At 69.1% G+C, this 16,896-nt stretch carries 11 protein-coding genes; 4 read left to right on the forward strand and 7 right to left on the reverse strand.

Features of this window, described 5'->3' with window-relative positions; all coding sequences use genetic code 11:
• The first annotated feature begins 1,311 nt into the window (after positions 1-1,311).
• A complete protein-coding gene (locus I55_RS07070) occupies positions 1,312-3,162 on the forward strand; it encodes a flagellin (RefSeq protein WP_044559806.1) in 1,851 nt (616 codons plus the stop codon).
• 245 nt (positions 3,163-3,407) lie between these two features.
• Positions 3,408-3,869, forward strand: a complete 462-nt coding sequence (locus tag I55_RS07075; RefSeq protein ID WP_252181056.1) for a flagellar biosynthesis repressor FlbT — start codon at positions 3,408-3,410, stop codon at positions 3,867-3,869.
• Between the two features lie 10 nt (positions 3,870-3,879).
• Here the strand turns inward: I55_RS07075 and I55_RS07080 are convergent, their stop codons facing one another.
• The 7 genes from I55_RS07080 to I55_RS07110 form a co-directional block, all read right to left on the reverse strand.
• The gene (locus I55_RS07080) at positions 3,880-4,914 is read right to left on the reverse strand and encodes a 3-oxoacyl-ACP synthase III family protein (protein WP_044559807.1); all 1,035 of its coding nucleotides are present in this window, start codon (positions 4,912-4,914) and stop codon (positions 3,880-3,882) included.
• 13 nt (positions 4,915-4,927) lie between these two features.
• Positions 4,928-5,671, reverse strand: coding sequence for an SDR family NAD(P)-dependent oxidoreductase (locus tag I55_RS07085; RefSeq protein ID WP_044559808.1), 744 nt, complete (start codon positions 5,669-5,671; stop codon positions 4,928-4,930).
• Positions 5,668-6,963, reverse strand: a complete 1,296-nt coding sequence (locus I55_RS07090; RefSeq protein ID WP_049973902.1) for a fatty acid--CoA ligase family protein — start codon at positions 6,961-6,963, stop codon at positions 5,668-5,670. The genes I55_RS07085 and I55_RS07090 overlap by 4 nt, the downstream gene beginning before the upstream one ends.
• A gap of 78 nt (positions 6,964-7,041) precedes the next feature.
• Positions 7,042-9,249, reverse strand: coding sequence for a prolyl oligopeptidase family protein (locus I55_RS07095; RefSeq protein ID WP_252181057.1), 2,208 nt, complete (start codon positions 9,247-9,249; stop codon positions 7,042-7,044).
• A 223-nt stretch (positions 9,250-9,472) separates the two neighbouring features.
• Positions 9,473-10,882: a nitrate/sulfonate/bicarbonate ABC transporter ATP-binding protein gene (locus I55_RS07100; RefSeq protein ID WP_252181058.1), complete on the reverse strand. Its 1,410-nt coding sequence runs from the start codon at positions 10,880-10,882 to the stop codon at positions 9,473-9,475.
• 18 nt (positions 10,883-10,900) lie between these two features.
• Positions 10,901-12,643: an ABC transporter permease subunit gene (locus I55_RS07105; protein ID WP_085939960.1), complete on the reverse strand. Its 1,743-nt coding sequence runs from the start codon at positions 12,641-12,643 to the stop codon at positions 10,901-10,903.
• Between the two features lie 114 nt (positions 12,644-12,757).
• Positions 12,758-13,102 (reverse strand): hypothetical protein, encoded by a 345-nt coding sequence (locus I55_RS07110; RefSeq protein ID WP_148293609.1) that lies wholly within the window; start codon positions 13,100-13,102, stop codon positions 12,758-12,760.
• Positions 13,103-13,742: 640 nt separating this feature from the next.
• Between I55_RS07110 and I55_RS07115 the strand changes: the two genes are divergently transcribed.
• The gene (locus I55_RS07115) at positions 13,743-15,179 is read left to right on the forward strand and encodes an efflux RND transporter periplasmic adaptor subunit (RefSeq protein ID WP_044559811.1); all 1,437 of its coding nucleotides are present in this window, start codon (positions 13,743-13,745) and stop codon (positions 15,177-15,179) included.
• The coding region (locus I55_RS07120) for an efflux RND transporter permease subunit (RefSeq protein ID WP_044559812.1) at positions 15,176-16,896 on the forward strand (1,721 nt) is incomplete at its 3' end. The genes I55_RS07115 and I55_RS07120, both read left to right, overlap by 4 nt.

Raw genomic sequence — 16,896 nt, forward strand, 5'->3', positions numbered from 1 at the left:
GCCTATCACCGGGCACTGGCCCTGGATCCCACCTTCCAACGCGCCTGGACGGCGTTGGGCGCCGCCCTGTACGACCTGCCCCCNTTCGAAGAGNCGGCGAGGGCGCGGAAAAGGGCGCTGCNGATCAAGCCCGACAGCGTGGAGGCCAACTGGAACCTAGCCCTGGTGTCACTGCTGCTGGGCCGCTTCGCCAAAGGTTGGCCGCTCTATGAGTGGCGGCGGCAGAGCCGCACCAATCCGCTGCGGACCTTCGATCGCCCGGCCTGGAATGGCGGCCCCTTCCCCGGGCGCACCCTGCTGATCCATATGGAACAAGGGCTGGGCGACATGCTGATGGCCGCGCGCTATCTGCCCTTGGTGGCGGCCCGGGGCGGGCGCGTGCTGGTGGAGACGCCGCCGGAACTGATCAGCCTGTTTCAAAGCCTGGTGCAGCCGGGCCAGTTGGATCTGGCGCCCACCGACCAATCCCTGCCCCCCTTCGACCTGCACTGTCCGATGATGAGCCTGCCCGGCCTGTTCCAGGCGGGCATCGAGCCCATTCCCGCCCAGGTTCCCTATCTCTCCGCCGATCAGGGCCGGCGCGCGCGGTGGCGGGCGCGGCTGGATGGCATCGCCGCCGGCGCGCGCAAGGTGGCGCTGGTGTGGGCTGGCAATCCCAATTTCACCGGTGATCGCTGGCGCTCCCCCCGCCTGCCCGCCTTCATCCCCGTGCTGCGGGTGCCGGGGGTGCATTTCTTCAGCATCCAGATGGGGGACGGGCGCCGGGATCTAGCCCCGGGCGCCGGGACCAGCGTAGACCTGCCCACGGCCTTCACCGACCTGGCCCCCGACATCACCGATTTCGCCGATACGGCCGCCATCCTGGATGCCATGGATCTGCTGATCAGCTCCTGCACGGCACCCGTGCACCTGGCCGGCGCCCTGGGCCGGCCCACCTGGGTGGTGCTGCCGCAGGCGCCGGATTGGCGCTGGGGCCTGGGCGGCATCGACAGCGCCTGGTATCCCCACGCACGATTGTATCGCCAAGCCGAGCGGGGCGACTGGGCCCCGGTCATGCGACGCGTCGCCGTCGACCTGGCCCGATGGGCAGACTGGAACACCGGGCAATCGGGCCAGTTTTCTTCTTAAGGAATTTTCAATCTCTGGAGTAGTATTCAAGCTTGGCGACGGAGGCTGGTGCGATGATGGCTTTTGAGTCCGACCAGGATATCTAAAATTTTATCAATCGCGCCTTGACTCCACCGTTGAAACCAGTCATCTCTATCGTGTCCGAAAAATTCGGGCGGCTTATACCCTCCAAAGGAGACTCTCATGTCTGACGCCGTTCAGCTTTCTTCCAGCATGCGGACCAACCTGCTGCTGCTGCAGCAGACCAACACCTCGACCAGCAAGCTGGAAAACCAGTTGGCGACCGGTAACAAGGTCAATACTGCCCTTGACGGTCCGACCGCGTATTTCGCCGCGCAGAGCCTGAATCAGCGCGCGACCGATTTGTCCACCCTGAAGGATAGCATGACGCAGGCCGTCAGCACCATCAAGGCGGGCAACCAGGGCATCACCTCCATTCAGTCGCTCACCACTCAGGCGCAGGGTCTGCTGACGACCGCCTACGCCAACCTGGGCACTGACGCGAGCTCGATCGCGACCCGCAAGTCCCTGGCCACCCAGTTCAACGCGATCAAGGACCAGATCGACAAGCTGGCTACCGACAGCGGCTATTCGGGCAAGAACCTGATCGCCGGTAACGGCCAGTCTTATGCCGCGACGTCGACCTCGGTCGCCACGGCGAACTCGATCACGGCGATCTCCAACGCCCGCGTCACCAACATCGTCTCGGCAGACACCTACTCGGTGCGCGTCTCCGGCACCGGTGCCGTCTCCGGCGCCGCCGGCGACATCGCCGACGCCCAAACCGCCCGCGGCATCTTCGGCCTGAAGGTTTCGGGCACGCTGAGCAGCAGCACGGGCAACTTCTCCGACATCTCCATCCAAATCCGCGGCGCGATTGGCCAGCAGCGCAGCGTGGTGGTGACGGAAGGCGACGAGTCGCGGACGATCAACTTCTTCGACAACACCCAGTCCGTGACCAACCAGCTGACGCAGGCCGGCAATTCCACCGTGCCGCAGAAGTCCCAGCTGACCATCACCGGCAATGTCGATGAGGGCGACACCTTCACCGCCACGGTGAACGGCCGCACCTTCAGCTACACCGCCTCGGCCGGCGACGTGTCCTCAACCGACACGACAACCCGTGAGAAGAACATCGCCGCCGCCCTGCGGAACGTGGTCAACACCGGCCTGGGTTCCTCGGGCTTCACCATCGGCACCGTCGGCACCAGCAACAGCTTCACGATCACGGCCCCGACGACGGGTGGCACCGCCGCCTCGTTCACCCTGGGCACCTCGGCGTCCAACGCCCTGACCAAGGACATCTCGCTGTCCTTCTCGTCGGGTTCGGTCGTGTCCTTCACCATCGACCGCAAGTCGCTGGAAGCGCTGGGCACCGCCGGCAACGGCACGTCGACCATCGAAAAGAATGTGGACATCTCCGTGACCGCCACGGACCTGAACGGCGTCTCCGTGACCCGCTCCGGCGCCAACGAGCGCGGCGACTCCAAGCTGTCCGATGGGGAGAACGCCTTCTCCTTCAGCACCGGTACCGTTCGCCTGAACGTTGACGCCAAGAACGTCCTGCTGGCCGCCAGCGCCAGTGGCGCCGCCAACATCTCGACCGCGCAGACCACCGCGGCCGGGACGCAGAACGACCTCAGCGTCCAGTTCAACGAGAACAACACCAGCGGCCTGACCGTGGCGGCGACCAACGTCACCACCTCCGGCCAGGGCCTCGCCATCGACTATGCCCAGAACGATTTCCTGGATCGTTCGGACATTGACAAGGCGCAGGCTCAGCTGACCAACGCGACCAACGTTCTGCGCGCCGCCTCTCAGACGCTCAGCACCAACCTGAACATCATTCAGACCCGTTCGGACTTCACCGACGCGTTCAACAATGTGTTGCAGGATGGCGCCGACCAGCTGACGCAGGTCGACCAGAACGAAGCCGGCGCCCAGTTGCTGGCCCTGCAGACCAAGCAGTCCCTGGGTGTCACCACCCTGTCCTTGGCCAACCAGGCTCAGCAGTCCATCCTCAAGCTGTTCTAATAGATCAGCGACAGCGTGGAAGTACGGAAGGTGGCGGGCGGAAACGTCCGCCACCTTCTTTTTTTTGGCGCCGGCCTTTTTTGGTGTCCGGCGATGATGGGGACGGTTTTTTGGTGACCGGATGGGGTCGGCTGCCGTAATTCCTAAGGACGCGCATACGACCGCCAGTCTTGGCGGTCTCATCCGTTTAAGGTCTGCCCGGCCAGGTTCGCGCCGGGCTTGGGAAAAGCCTCTCCAAGGAAGGAATGCCCCCCGTGCCGCTGAAACTGGTGCTACGCCCGGGTGAGAAGTTGATCGTCAACGGTGCCGTCATCGGCATCGGCGATCATCCCGTTTCGCTGTTCTTCTACAACAAGGTGAATTTCCTGCGCGGCCGGGAAATCCTCAAGGAAGAGAACTGCGACACCATCGAGAAGCGGCTCTATTTCGTCATCCAGCTGATCTACATCTTCCCCGAGGACGCAGCCACGAACATGGAGCATTTCGGCTCCATCCTGGAGGAGGCGCGCGCCCAACATCCGGACAAGGCCGCCCTGTTCGACGAGGTGCAGTCCCTGGTGCGCGAGGGCAACAATTATCGCGCGCTGAAGCTGTGCCGTAAGCTGTTCGACATCAAGGAATCCGCCGAAGGCGCGCCGCCGCCAAAGCCCCCGGTGGAGGTGGTGCGCCGCCGCCGCAAGATCCCCGCCCCCGTCGTCGAAGACTGAGGGCGCCGGCCTAAGCCGGCAACACCAGCGTTTCGCAGACCGCCAAAGGCCCCAGCGTGGCGGCGGCCGTGGCCCATGACCAGCCGACACCGAATCCGGACAGCACGACCCGCAGCGGCCCCGCCCTGAGGTCGGCCGCCACCGCGTCGGTCAGCGCCAGCGGCACGGAGGCTGAGCTGGTGTTGCCGTGGCGGGCGAGCGCCAGCACCAGCTGGTCGTCCGTGGCGCCGATCTTCTGGCCCAGCCGGCGGATCATCATCTCGTTGGCCTGGTGCAGGATGATGCGGTCGACATCGGCCACCGCCCAGCCGGCCGCGGCCAGGGTGGCGGTGATGGCCGCCGGCACTTCACGCAAGGTGAAGGCGAAGACCTGGGTCCCGTCCATGAACAGGCGTGGGGGCTGGCCCGGCGCCCGCATGGCCCCACCCGCCGCCATGAGGTAGGGGGCACCGGCGCCATCCGTGCCCAGATCCACGGTGATGGGTGGCGCGGCCGCGTCGATCTCCAGGGCCGTGGCGGCGGCGGCGTCGCCGAACAGCGGCGCCACCGCCCGGTCATCCGGGTCCAGGATGCGGCTGGTGGTGTCGCCCGCCAGCAGCAGCGCCCGCGCCGCCCGGCCATCGGCCCGGGGCAGCAGTGATGCCAGGGCCGCGCCCGCCGCCCACAGGCCGTAGACATAGCCGGAGCAGCCCAGCGACAGGTCGAAGGCCGCCGCCGTCTTGGGCAGCCCGAGTCGCCGCTGCACCAGGCAAGCGGTGGCGGGCAGCACCTGGTCATGGGTCTGACTGACGAACACCAGCAGGTCGATGTCGTCCGGCGACCAGCCCAGGCCCGCCAGCAGGGCCTGGGCCGCCGGCACCGCCAGATCAGAGGTGCACTGGTCCGCGGCCGCCAGGTGACGGGCATGGATGCCGGTGGCGGTCGTCAGGCGGCGTGCCGCATCCTCGCCAAAGCGGGCGGCCAGGGTGGCCGTGTCCTCCACCCGGGCCGGCAGTGCCGAGACGATGCCCCGCACCGCCACGCCGTTCAACCGGGCCAACGCCATCCCGCCCCCCTTCTCAGCAACTGATGCCGCCGTCGACCACCAGGGTCTGGCCGGTGATATAGGCGGCCCCCGGCCCCAGCAGGAAGCGCACCACCGGCACCACGTCGTCCGCCGTGCCCAGGCGGCCCAGGGGCGTGCGCCGGATGATCTGGTCGCGCTGCCCAGCCCCCAGGGTGGACGACATCTCCGTCTCCAGATACCCCGGCGCCACGGAGTTCACCGTGATGCCGCGCCGCCCCACCTCACGCGCCAGCGCGCGGGTCAGGCCGTCCAGCCCCGCCTTGGTGGCGGCATAGGCGGCGAGGCCGGTGTAGCCCCGCTGGCCGATGATGGAGGAGATGTTGATGATGCGCCCGCCGGCCGGTGCCGCCGTCGCCGGCCGACGCAGCAGGTGGCGCAGGGTGGCGCGCGCCGCCTGGATGGCGCCGTTCAGGTTGGTCTGGATCAGGGCATCGATTTCCACCTGCGGCAAGGTGGCCAGGATGCCCTCCCGCGCGATGCCGGCGTTGTTGATCAGGCCATAGACACCGCCGGCCCATGCCACCGCCGCATCGATGAAAGCCGTCACCTGGCCCGCGTCCCCCACCTGGGCCGTCTGGAACAGGAAGCGGTCGCCGTGCCGGGCCGCCAGGGCCTCCACCTCCGCCGTTGGGGTGCGGGCGCAGGTGGACACCCGCCAGCCGTCCGCCAGCAGCGCCCCCGCCAGGGCCAGGCCCAGCCCCCGGCTGCCGCCGGTGACGATGATATGATCCGTCATTCCTGTACCCGCTTCTTCTTGCCTGACGGGGATAATTCCAGTTCCGATACAAATTCCAGCCGCCGGGGTCGCGCGGCCGGGGGCAAGTCGGCCAGGGCCGCCACCACCGCCGCCCGCACGGCATCCTGATCAAATCCGGGAGCCGGCACCAGCCGCGCCGTCAACAGATGGCCGGTGATGGGGCTGGTCCGGACCCGCACGGCGGCATCGGCGACACCCGGCACACCCAGCATCAGGGCCTCCACCGCGTCGGGCATGACCTTGACGCCACCGACATTGACCATGCCGTCCTCGCGGCCCCGGAACAGCACCCGGTCTCCCACGACCTCCACCCGGTCGCCGGTGGGGTACCAGCCATCGACCCCCACCAGGGCCCGGCCATCGGCCAGCGCCAGGGCCAGCCGGGGCCCCCGCACCTGCAGGATGCCGTCGCGGATGGCCAGATCCGTTCCTTCGATCCCGGTGTCCAGCCAGGCGGCGGGGAAGCCGGCGCGGCCGTCGACCACGGCGAACAGGGCGCCCGCCTCGGTACTGGCGTAGATATGGCGCAAGATGGCACCGGGAAAGGCCTCCGCCAGCCGATCCAGCAGCGGCTGGTCCGCCACCTCCCCCCCCAAGGTCAGGGCCCGCAACGGCGGCCGGCCGCCCGTCAGCAGGAAGGCGCGCCAGAAGCTGGGCGTGGCGCTGATGTGGGTGACGGCGTGGCGTACGGCCAGGTCGGCCAGCGCCGGCACGTCCAGCACCGGTCCCGCCACCAGGGTGCCCCCGCCGCGCAGCACGGTCAGCAGCACCTGCAGGCCGGCATAGCCTCCGGGATCGAAGGTGGACAGCCAGACGCCACCCCGGCCCCGACCCGCCTGGATACGGGCCATCAGGCGCCGGAAATCATGGCGCAGGCGTTTAGGCGTCCCGGTGGTGCCTGAGCTTTCCAGCACCAGCGCGAAACCGGGCACGGCCGGCGGCGCGGCGTCGGGCAGGCGCGTCACGGCGCCGTCGGCCCCAACCAGGGCGTCCACGCCAGAGGGCACGCCAGCGGGAGCTGCGGCGCCACGCAGCAGGAACAGCTCGGCATCCAGCCGCCGGGCGGCCAGCAGCGCCACCGCCACGGCCAGCGGGCTGGCGGCCACCGCCGCCACCCGGGCCGCCGGCCCCAGCCGGCCCGCCAGCGCGTCCGCCTGGGCCAGCAGCGCTGCCCGGTCATGGACCTCATCGCCCTGGACCAGCCGGCAGGCGGGATCCAGCCCCCCCCCGAAGGGATCATCCAGGGATGCAGCGGCGGGCGGAAGCGTCATGGACCAGGCAGGGCCTTGCAGGAAAAACAGGCCCCCACTATGGGCCAGCCGCCCCTGCGGCGACAGCCTTATCGGCAATCACTTGGCAAGCGTCGGCGGCAGGGTCATGGCCAGCTGATCGAACAGGAAACCATAGATGTCGGTCGACAGGGCCACGCGTTCCGCCAGCGAACTGCCGTGGCCATGGCCGGCATTGGCGGTGGTGCGCAGCAGGATGGGCAGGCCCGCCGCGTTGGCCGCCTGCAGCCGGGCCACCATCTTGCGCGAATGCATCGGGTTCACCCGCCCGTCGTTCTCCCCCGTCGCCAGCAGCACGGCGGGATAGCGGGCGCCGTTGGTGACGTGATGATAGGGGGAATAGGCGTAAATGGCCCGGAACTGGGCAGGATCCCTCACCGTGCCGTATTCGGTGATGTTGAACGCGCCGTTGGGGTCCAGTTCAGTGCGCACCATGTCGTAAATGCCGACATTGCCCACCACGGCCCGGGCCAGGTCCGGATGCTGGGTCAGGGTGGCGCCCATCAGCAGGCCGCCGTTGCTGCCGCCGATCAGGCCCAGATGATCGGCGTCGGTGTAGCCCCGCTGGACCAGCAACCGGGCCACGGCGGCGAAATCGTCGAAGACGTGCTGCTTTCCGGTCAGGCGGCCGGCGTCGTGCCACGCCTCGCCAAACTCCGCCCCGCCGCGCAGGTTGGCGATGGCGTAGATGCCGCCGGCGTCCAGCCACAGGCGCTGTTCCGCCGCCAGCTGGCCGGGCGTCAGGCTGATGCCGAAGCCGCCATAGCCGGTCAGCAGCGTTGGCGCCTTGCCGTCCTTGCGGGCGCTTTTGGGAATGATGATGGTGACGGGCACCTTGGTCCCATCGGCCGACGTCGCGCTGTCGCGCACCACCTCCGCATCGCTGAAATCCAGGCCGCCGGTGGCCGACAGCTTGGTCTCATCCATCGATTGGCGGCGTTCGTCGAACACGGTGTAGACCGGCGCCCGCAGGTAGGTGGTGACGTCGTACAGCACACGGCCGCCGCCCAGGGGCACCAGCTCATGGTTGGCCGACACCGGCGGCAGGGACAGCGGCCCCAGGGGCTGGCCCGTGGCCGGCGCCACCATGACGACACTGATGGGCCCGCCCTCAATACGGCGGAGATAGAGGCGGTTCTCCGTCACCGCCAGGGAATGGGAGCCCCGGTCGGACAGCAGGGCGGCCTTGCCCTCCGGCACCAGCACCTTGGCGCGGGCCAAGTCCGTCTGCCCCGGCGCCAGGCGCAACAGGCGGCCCGCCGGCGCGTTGAGGCGGGAGATGAGATAGACGGCGCCGTCCGGCCCCGGCGCCACCGCCGCCACCTGGTCGGTGAAGCGGGTCAGGCGCTGGGGAACGCCCGTGGGCCCGGCGGTCTGGGGCAGCAGGAAATGCTCGAACTCCCCGCCATCGCCGTTGGCGACGGAGATGACCAAGGGCGCGGTGCCGCCCCGGTTGTCCAGTTCCACCTCCGCGATGCGCGGGAAGTCGCGGCCCAGGACGTAGGTGTCGTTGCGCGGATCACCGCCCAGGGGGTGCCAATAGACCTGCATGTAGAAGTGGCGGTCAGCCTCCGCCCGCTCCTCCCCCGGATAGCGGGTGTACCAGAAGCCCTTGCCGTCGGCCGCCCAGGCCAGGTCACCCCCGCCGGTGGGATATTGCACGCGGGGAATGACGTCCCCCACCTCCGCCCCGGAGGCGGTGTCGAAGACATGGACGCTGCCGTTCTCGCTGCCGCCCACGGACAGGCTGGCGGCCACAAGCCGGCCATCGGGGGAGGGCACGAACCAATCCACCGCCGTCAGGCCGCGCGGATCGATCCTGTTGGGGTCGATGACCACGCGGACGGACAGGTCGCGCGACGGCGCCGTGGTCATGGCGTCGTCCACCATGACCACCTGGGGCTGCTGCAGACGCGGGTCGGTGTGGCGGGCGAACAGCCGGCCGCCGGCCGCGCGCACTTCGGAGTACCGGCTGGGCGCGGCGGTGATCAGCGACTCCAAGCGGGCCTTGATGGCGGCACGCTGGGGCACGGCGTCGAGATAAACGCGGGTATAGGCGTTCTGGTCGGCCGACCAGCGCTTGACCGCCGGATCCGACCAATCCTCCAGCCAGCGGTAGGGATCGGCCACCGCCTGGCCGAAGAAGCTGTCCGTCACCGGCCTGGCCGGCGTGGACGGCAAGCCCACCGCGCCGGCGCCACCGCCGCCGAACCAGGCCATTCCGGCCAGGGACAAGGCGATCAGGCGGGGGGCAGCCAGGCGGACCATGGGCGTTTTCCGGAAAAGGGAACGGGCCGCGCAGTGCACCACCGCCGGCCCGTCCTGCCAAGCTGGAAATGACCGGCGCCAAGCAGTGTCATGAGTCATCGCTCACGACACTGTAGGCCGCGACTGCGGCCGCCGGAGACTTACGGGGAGCGTAGCGGACCGAAAGTCGAGGATAGCCAAGCGGCCGGATGGCCGCGCCCGGCGCCTGAGGGAAGAGGCCTGATCAGGCCTCTTCCTCCGCGTCCAGGTGGAACTGGGCGGTGTCGCCATCGTAGGCGAAGACCTCGGCGTAGCGCGCCCAGCTGATCATGGCCTTCAACGTCTCATCCGCCGCGGTCTCGGACATATGGTCCTCCAGCTCCGTCTCGAAGCGGGGCCGGGGGGCGCGATGGTTGGGGCGTTCCTGCAGCACGCGGCGGATATGACCCGCCAGGGGGATGCGTTGCAGCAGATGGTCGGCGAACAGCCGCTTGCGCACGTCCAGCTCGGCTTGCGCGAACTGCCGCGCCGGGGGCATCAGGCGGATGTCGCCCTCCACCACCTCGGCAAAGCCCAGCATCTGCAGCGTTTCCGCCACCTTCAGCAGGTCGTCCGTGGGCATCTGCAGGGCGGACGCGATGACCGGAAGGTCGGCGACGCCGTTGTGCGGTGCGGCGTCCACCAGTTCCATGAGGCCGGCCAAGACGTTGGTCGACACATGCGGCAGCTGCAGGCTGAGGCCGGCGGCCAGCGTCTCGGCGATGCCGGGCGCCGCCTTGCGCCGCCGGGTCATCAGGCCGTAGATGTGGTCCACCAGCTGGCGGAAGGCCGGGTCGGTGCGGACGCGCGGATGGGGCAGCGTCACCTCGATCTCCGCCGCCACGCGGCCGGGGTTGGACGACATCACCAGGATGCGGTCGCACATCTGCACCGCCTCCTCGATGTTGTGGGTGACCAGCAGCACCGCGCCGATGGCCAGGTGGCCGTCCGCCCACAGATCCAGGAAATCGGTGCGGACGGTTTCCGCCGTCAGCACGTCCAGGGCGGAAAACGGCTCATCCAGCAGCAGGATGCCGGGGTCCAGCACCAGGGCGCGGGCGAAGCCCACACGCTGGCGCATGCCGCCCGACAGCTCACGCGGGTAGGCGTTCTCGAACCCGTCCAGGCCGATGAGGTCGATGGCGGCCAGCGCGCGCCGGCGCATTTCCGCCGGCGGCACGCCGCGCGCCTCCAGCCCCACCTGCACGTTCTCCAGGACCGTCAGCCAGGGGAACAGGGCGAAGGACTGGAAGACCATGGCCACGTCGTTGGCGGGGCCGGACACCGGCTTGCCCGCCACCGACACCTGGCCGGAGGTGGCGGAGAGCAGGCCGGCGATGATGCGCAGCAGCGTGGACTTGCCGGAGCCGGAGCGGCCCAGCAGGGCCACGATCTCGCGCCGGTCCACCGTCATGTCGACGTGGTCCAGCACCAGCGGGCTGTCGGGGTCGGCGTCATAGCGCTTGCTGACGCCCCGCACCGTCAGGATGGGGGCGTTGCTGGCCGTGGGCCGGGGACCGGCCGGGGTGATACCAGCGGTGGCGAGGTCGGCCGGGGCGTGCACGCCCAGGGCGGAACCGATCGCGGCGCGCAGGGACTTCGGGGTCGGGTTCATGATGGCGGACTCCGTTCCTCAGGACACGCGCAGGCGGCGCTCGGCATAGCCGTAGAGCGGACGCCAGACCAGGCGGTTGAACAACACGACGAAGCAGACCATGACGACGTTGCCCAGCACCAGGCGGGGGAAGTCGGCCTCCGTCGTCATCTGGGCGATGTAGGCGCCCAGGCCCCGGGCCTGGAGGTGGGTGTCGCCCCAGGACACCGCCTCGGCCACGATGCTGGCGTTCCAGGCGCCGCCGCTGGCGGTGATGGCGCCCGTCACCAGATGGGGGAAGACACCCGGCAGCAGGGCATCGCGCCATTTCTTCCAGCCGCGCAGGCGCAGGTTGGCGATGACGTCGCGCAGGTCCACGGGATAGGCCTGGGCGCCCGCCACCACATTGAACAGGATGTACCACTGGGTCCCCAGGATCATCAGCGGCGACAGCCAGATGTCCGGGTTCAGGGTCCAATGGACGATGACGGCCACCGCCACGGGGAAGAACAGGTTGGAGGGGAAGGCCGCCAGGAACTGGGCCAGGGGCTGGACAACCGCGGCCAGGCGCGGCCGCATGCCCACCATCACCCCGATGGGCACCCAGATCACCGCCGCCAGCGCGATCAGCACCACCACCCGCACCATGGTGGCCAGGCCCAGCAGGACGACATGGCCGACATCGCCCCAGGTGACCCCGGTGGCCATGAACTGGATGCCGTGCGCGGCCACATAGAGCGCCATCAGCGCCAAGGCGCCCTGCCACACGAAATCACCCATGCGGATGGCCCGGGGGCTGAAGCGCGGGGTCGGCAGCTTGGGCAACGCCGGCAGGCGCCAGCGCAAGGTGGCGCGGGCCGCCCCGCCGGCGGGCCGGCCCAGGGTGCGGAACAGGGTGGAGCGTTCCACCATGGTCAGCACCCAGGAGGTCGGGCGTTCCTCCGCCTGCACCGTGTCGGCGCGGAAGCGGTCGGCCCAGGCCACCAGCGGCCGGAACAGCAGCTGGTCATACAGGATGATGACGCCCAGCATGGTCAGGATGACCCAGCCGATGGCACCCAGGTCGCGCTGCTCGATGGCCAGTGCCAAATAGGCGCCCACACCCGGCAGGGTGATGGTGGTCGACCCCACCGTCACCGCCTCGGCCGCGACGACGAAGAACCAGCCGCCGGACATGCTCATCATCATGTTCCAGACCAGGCCAGGCACGGCGAAGGGCACCTCCAGCCGCCAGAAGCGCTGCCAGGTGGACAGGTGGTAGCCGGTGCACACCTCCTCCAGGTCGGACGGCACCGTCCGCAGCGACTGGTAGAAGCTGAAGGTCATGTTCCAGGCTTGGCTGGTGAAGATGGCGAAGATGGACGCCAGCTCCGCCCCCACCACCTGGCCGGGGAACAGGCCCAGGAAGAACGTGACCGTGAAGGACAGGTACGTCAGCACCGGCACGGACTGCAGGATGTCCAGCGCGGGGATGAGGATCTGCCCCGCCCGCTGGCTTTTCACCGCCAGCGGCGCGTAGATCAGGGTGAACAGCAGGGACGCCCCCAGCGCCGCCATCATGCGCAGCGTGGTCCGCAGCGCGTAGTAGGGCAGGGTCCAGGGGTCCAGCGTGATGGGCGTGCGTTCCAGCTGCGACAGCGGCTGGGCCACCTCATGCCCGCCGAAGACCAGCAGGGCCAGCAGGCCCAGGACCAGCGGCAGGGCGACCACGTCCCAGCGGGATGGCGCCAGGCGGGCCAACGGGCTGGACAGCCCGTCGCGACCGCCGTGCAGGACATGCATGGTCATTGGCCATCCCCCTTGTCGCCTGGGGTTTCGGGTTCGGCCAGGATCAGCGGAACCAGATGCCCGCCAGCCGGGGCGTGGTTGGCCGGGGCGTGGTTGGCCGGGGCGTGGTTAGAACGCGTGCCGCGTTCGGCCCTCCGACGGCGCGTCGTTGGCGGCAAGGTCGTTGGCGGCCACCGGCCGGCGCATCAGCATCCAGCCCATCACGGGGCGGCCGGCGGCATCCTGCCGCCACACCAGGGTGAGGCCATGGCCAGAAAAGGCCGCGCGCTGGGCCTGCGCGGCGCGGGCCGCCGCCGCCATGACGGCGGAAACGGGATCGGTCCCGGCGGGAAAACGGGTCTTGTTGAGGGCCATTGCTGCCTCCGTCACGCGGCCGGTGCCCGGCGGGACGAAGGCGGGGATGGGGGCGGCGACGCCCCCGGCTTCAGCGGAGGGCCCGACGCTCCCACCCACACCCCTGTCCCGGCTGGCGGTCTGTCGCGACCATTCGCGCCGGATGGGTCCGGCCAAACGGGTCCGCGCCGCTCTCACTAGGTCGAGGGTTCATTCTCAGGGTGGCTGTTCTCGTGGGATCGACGGCGCCACTGGTCGTACGGAACGCATATTCCGAACGGCCGGCGGCAACCGACGGCCCGCCAATAAACCGGGTGGGGGACCCACGTCAACCCCAAACCAGGGCGCGATTTGCCGCAATGCAGAATCAGCCCGCCGGACCCATATGCGCCGGCGACGGGGAATCAGCCAGCGCGATGACATGAAGCCGTCATCCCGTGCCGCCATCACCTGCCCGCCCTTCAAGGAAGGCGGGTGGATCCAGACGATGGCGTCCAGATGGACCCATCGTATATGGAGCGTATGTGGAGCCAGGATGGAACTTCGGTGGACCGCCACGTGGCCCCCTGGCAAGTGGTGCTGACGCCTGGCGGTTTTCGGGGTAAGAGAAGGCGCGAAATATAAGGCAGGGCAGTCGGGTACGGGCCTTTTTCCCGTCACGCCGGACCCCACCTGACGGGCGAATGACGGACAACAGGATCTTTGCCGGGCTGGCGTATAAACCCCGGTTCTAGAGATCATCGGGAAGGTTGGGATTTCGATGCGACGCAGTGTTTGGGTGTCTGCCCTGGTCGTTGTGCTGCTGGGTGGTGGCGCGTGGTGGGTCATGCACAAGAAGCCGAGCAGCCAACAGCAGGCGGGGCCCATGGGCGGTCCGCCCCCGGGTGGCCCTGGCGGACCGGGCGGTCCCGGCGGGCGTCGCGGCGGCTTCTCAATCCCCACCGTGGCGGTGACGCCCGTGGTGCTGGCCGACATGCCGGTCTACCTGGACGGCCTGGGCACGGTCCAGGCGCTGAACACCGTCACGGTCAAGACCCGCATCGGCGGCCAGTTGACCAAGGTCGCCTTCACGGAAGGACAGACCGTGAAGGCCGGCGATGTGCTGGCGGTGGTGGACCCCCGCCTGTACCAGGCCGCCTACGACCAGGCGGTGGCCAAGGTGGCGCAGGACCAGGCCCAGCTGGCCAACGCCAAGCTGGACCTGGAACGGTATCGCGCGCTGGCGGCCGAGAAGTACGGCACGCAGCAGACCTACGACACCCAGAAGGCCACCGTCGCCCAGTATGAGGCGACGCTGAAGTATGATCAGGCGGCGGTGGAAACCGCCCGCACCAACCTGGACTGGACGGTGACCAAGGCGCCCATCGATGGCCGCACCGGCCTGCGCCTGGTGGACGTGGGCAACATCGTCAGCTCCAGCGACAGCACGGGCCTGGTGGTCATCACCCAGATGCAGCCCATTTCCGGCACCTTCACCCTGCCGCAGCAGCAGCTGGAGGTGATCAACAGCCATCTGGCCAAGGGCGATGCGCTGAGCGTGCTGGCCGTCAGTTCCGATGGGCGCCAGCTGGACAAGGGCACGCTGACCACCCTGGACAACCAGGTCGACACCACCACCGGCACCATCAAGCTGAAGGCCACCTTCCCCAACAAGGACAGCCGGCTGTGGCCCGGCGGCTTCGTCAACATGCGCCTGCTGCTGGAGGTGAAGCCCAAACTGGCGGTGGTGCCGGCGTCCAGCATCCAGCACGGCCCCAACGGCACCTTCGTCTACATCGTCAAGGACGATAACACCGTCGCCCCGCGCCCCGTGACCGTCATCCTGAACGAGGGCGACAAGACGGCGCTGTCCGATGGCGTGCAGGTGGGTGAGCGCGTGGTGGTCAACGGCCAGGACCGGCTGCAGGACGGGTCCAAGATCAACATCGCCGGCGCCGCCCCGGCGGCCGGCGCCACCGGTGCCCCCGCCGGCCAGGCGGGCGAACACCGCCGCGGCCAAGGTCACGCTGGCCAGGGTACTGACGGCGCCCCCGGGGGCGGCGGCCAGGCCGGGCCGGAAGGCGAGCATCACCGCCGCCGCAACCAGGGCGGCCAACCGTCGGACGGCCAACCCTCTGACGGCCAGCCCGCCGGCGCCCCACCGGCCCAGCAACAGGGTGGGCAGCCGGGCAACGGCCAAGGCGGCACGCCGCGATGAACGTTTCCGCCCCCTTCATCGCCCGGCCGATCGCCACCACGCTGCTGGCGATCGGCATCGTGCTGGTGGGCTTCCTGGGGTATCGCGCGCTGCCGGTGTCATCCCTGCCGGAAGTCGATTTCCCGGTCATCCAGGTCACCACCCAGCTGCCCGGCGCCAGCGCCGACACCACCGCCACCCTGATCACCGCCTCGCTGGAACGCCAGCTGGGCCAGATCCCGGGGCTGGACACCATGACCTCCATCTCCAGCTTCGGCGTGTCCAACATCACGCTGCAGTTCGGGCTGGGCCACAACATCGACGACGCGGCGCAGGACGTGCAGGCGGCCATCAACGCCGCCGGCAGCACCCTGCCCAAGACGCTGCCCTACCCGCCCACCTACGCCAAGGTCAACCCGGCCGACCCGCCCATCCTATCCTTGGCCCTGACCTCGGAAACCTTGCCCATCGCCACCCTGTCGGACACGGCCGACAGCCTGCTGGCGCAGAAGCTGAGCCAGGTGTCGGGCGTGGGCCGCGTGACGGTGCAGGGCAACCAGCGCCCCGCCGTGCGCATCCAGATCCAGCCGGAACGCCTGGCCGCCTACAGCCTGAGCATGGAGGACATCCGCACCGCGCTGAGCAAGGCCAACGTCAACCAGGCCAAGGGCAGCTTCGACGGTGCGGCCCAGGCCTACACCATCACCGCCAACGACCAGATCGAGAAGGCGGAGGCCTATTCCGACGTCATCGTCACCTACAAGAATGGCGCCCCCGTCCACCTGCGCGACGTGGGCGTGGTCACCCGTGGGCTGGAGAACGCCCGCGTGGGCGCCTGGTACAACGGCAAGCAGGGCGTGCTGCTGGACATCCAGCGCCAGCCCGGCGCCAACATCGTGGAGACGGCGGACCGGCTGAAGAACAAGCTGCATGAGCTGCAGGCGGCCCTTCCCGCCGGTATCAAGCTGACCATCGTCGCCGACCGGACGGAGACCATCCGCGCCTCCGTCCGCGACGTGCAGGAAACCCTGGTGCTGACCACCGTGCTGGTGGTGCTGGTCATCCTGGCCTTCCTGCGCTCCGCCCGCGCCACCATCATCCCGGCCGTGGCCCTGCCCCTGTCGCTGATCGTCACCTTCGGCGTCATGGCCCTGTGCGGCTTCAGCCTGGACAACCTGTCGCTGATGGCGCTGACCATCGGCACCGGCTTCGTCGTCGACGACGCCATCGTCATGATCGAGAACGTCATCCGCTACATCGAGGCGGGGGAGGCCCCCCTGCCCGCCGCCTACAAGGGCGCCAAGCAGATCGGCTTCACCGTCATCTCGCTGACGGTGTCGCTGGTGGCGGTGTTCATCCCCCTGCTGTTCATGAGCGGCATCATCGGCCGCCTGTTCCGCGAATTCTCGCTGACCCTGACCATCGCCGTCGTCGCCTCGGCCGTGGTGTCGCTGACCGTCACGCCCATGATGTGCGGCCGCCTGCTGCGCAGCCATGCCGCCGAGCAGGCGGCCCACGCCCGCCGCTCACGCTGGGCCAAATATTCGCCGCTGGAGTGGACGGAGGCCGGCTTCAACTGGATGCTGAAGGGGTATGAGCGGTCGCTGAACGTCGTCATGCGCTTCCAGTTCCTGACCCTGCTGGTGGCCATCGGCACCCTGGTGCTGACCGTCGTGCTGTACATGTGGATGCCCAAGGGCTTCCTGCCCAGCCAGGACACGGGCATCCTGGCCATCAC

The organism is Azospirillum sp. B4, assembly GCF_000333275.1.
In the GTDB taxonomy this organism is placed as follows: domain Bacteria; phylum Pseudomonadota; class Alphaproteobacteria; order Azospirillales; family Azospirillaceae; genus Nitrospirillum.

Excerpts from the sequence above, each read along its gene's own strand:
- I55_RS07070 (WP_044559806.1), top strand. The coding sequence starts at position 1,312 with ATGTCTGACGCCGTTCAGCTTTCTTCCAGCATGCGGACCAACCTGCTG.
- I55_RS07075 (WP_252181056.1), top strand. The coding sequence starts at position 3,408 with ATGCCCCCCGTGCCGCTGAAACTGGTGCTACGCCCGGGTGAGAAGTTG.
- I55_RS07080 (WP_044559807.1), bottom strand. The coding sequence starts at position 4,914 with ATGGCGTTGGCCCGGTTGAACGGCGTGGCGGTGCGGGGCATCGTCTCG.
- I55_RS07085 (WP_044559808.1), bottom strand. The coding sequence starts at position 5,671 with ATGACGGATCATATCATCGTCACCGGCGGCAGCCGGGGGCTGGGCCTG.
- I55_RS07090 (WP_049973902.1), bottom strand. The coding sequence starts at position 6,963 with ATGACGCTTCCGCCCGCCGCTGCATCCCTGGATGATCCCTTCGGGGGG.
- I55_RS07095 (WP_252181057.1), bottom strand. The coding sequence starts at position 9,249 with ATGGTCCGCCTGGCTGCCCCCCGCCTGATCGCCTTGTCCCTGGCCGGA.
- I55_RS07100 (WP_252181058.1), bottom strand. The coding sequence starts at position 10,882 with ATGAACCCGACCCCGAAGTCCCTGCGCGCCGCGATCGGTTCCGCCCTG.
- I55_RS07105 (WP_085939960.1), bottom strand. The coding sequence starts at position 12,643 with ATGCATGTCCTGCACGGCGGTCGCGACGGGCTGTCCAGCCCGTTGGCC.
- I55_RS07115 (WP_044559811.1), top strand. The coding sequence starts at position 13,743 with ATGCGACGCAGTGTTTGGGTGTCTGCCCTGGTCGTTGTGCTGCTGGGT.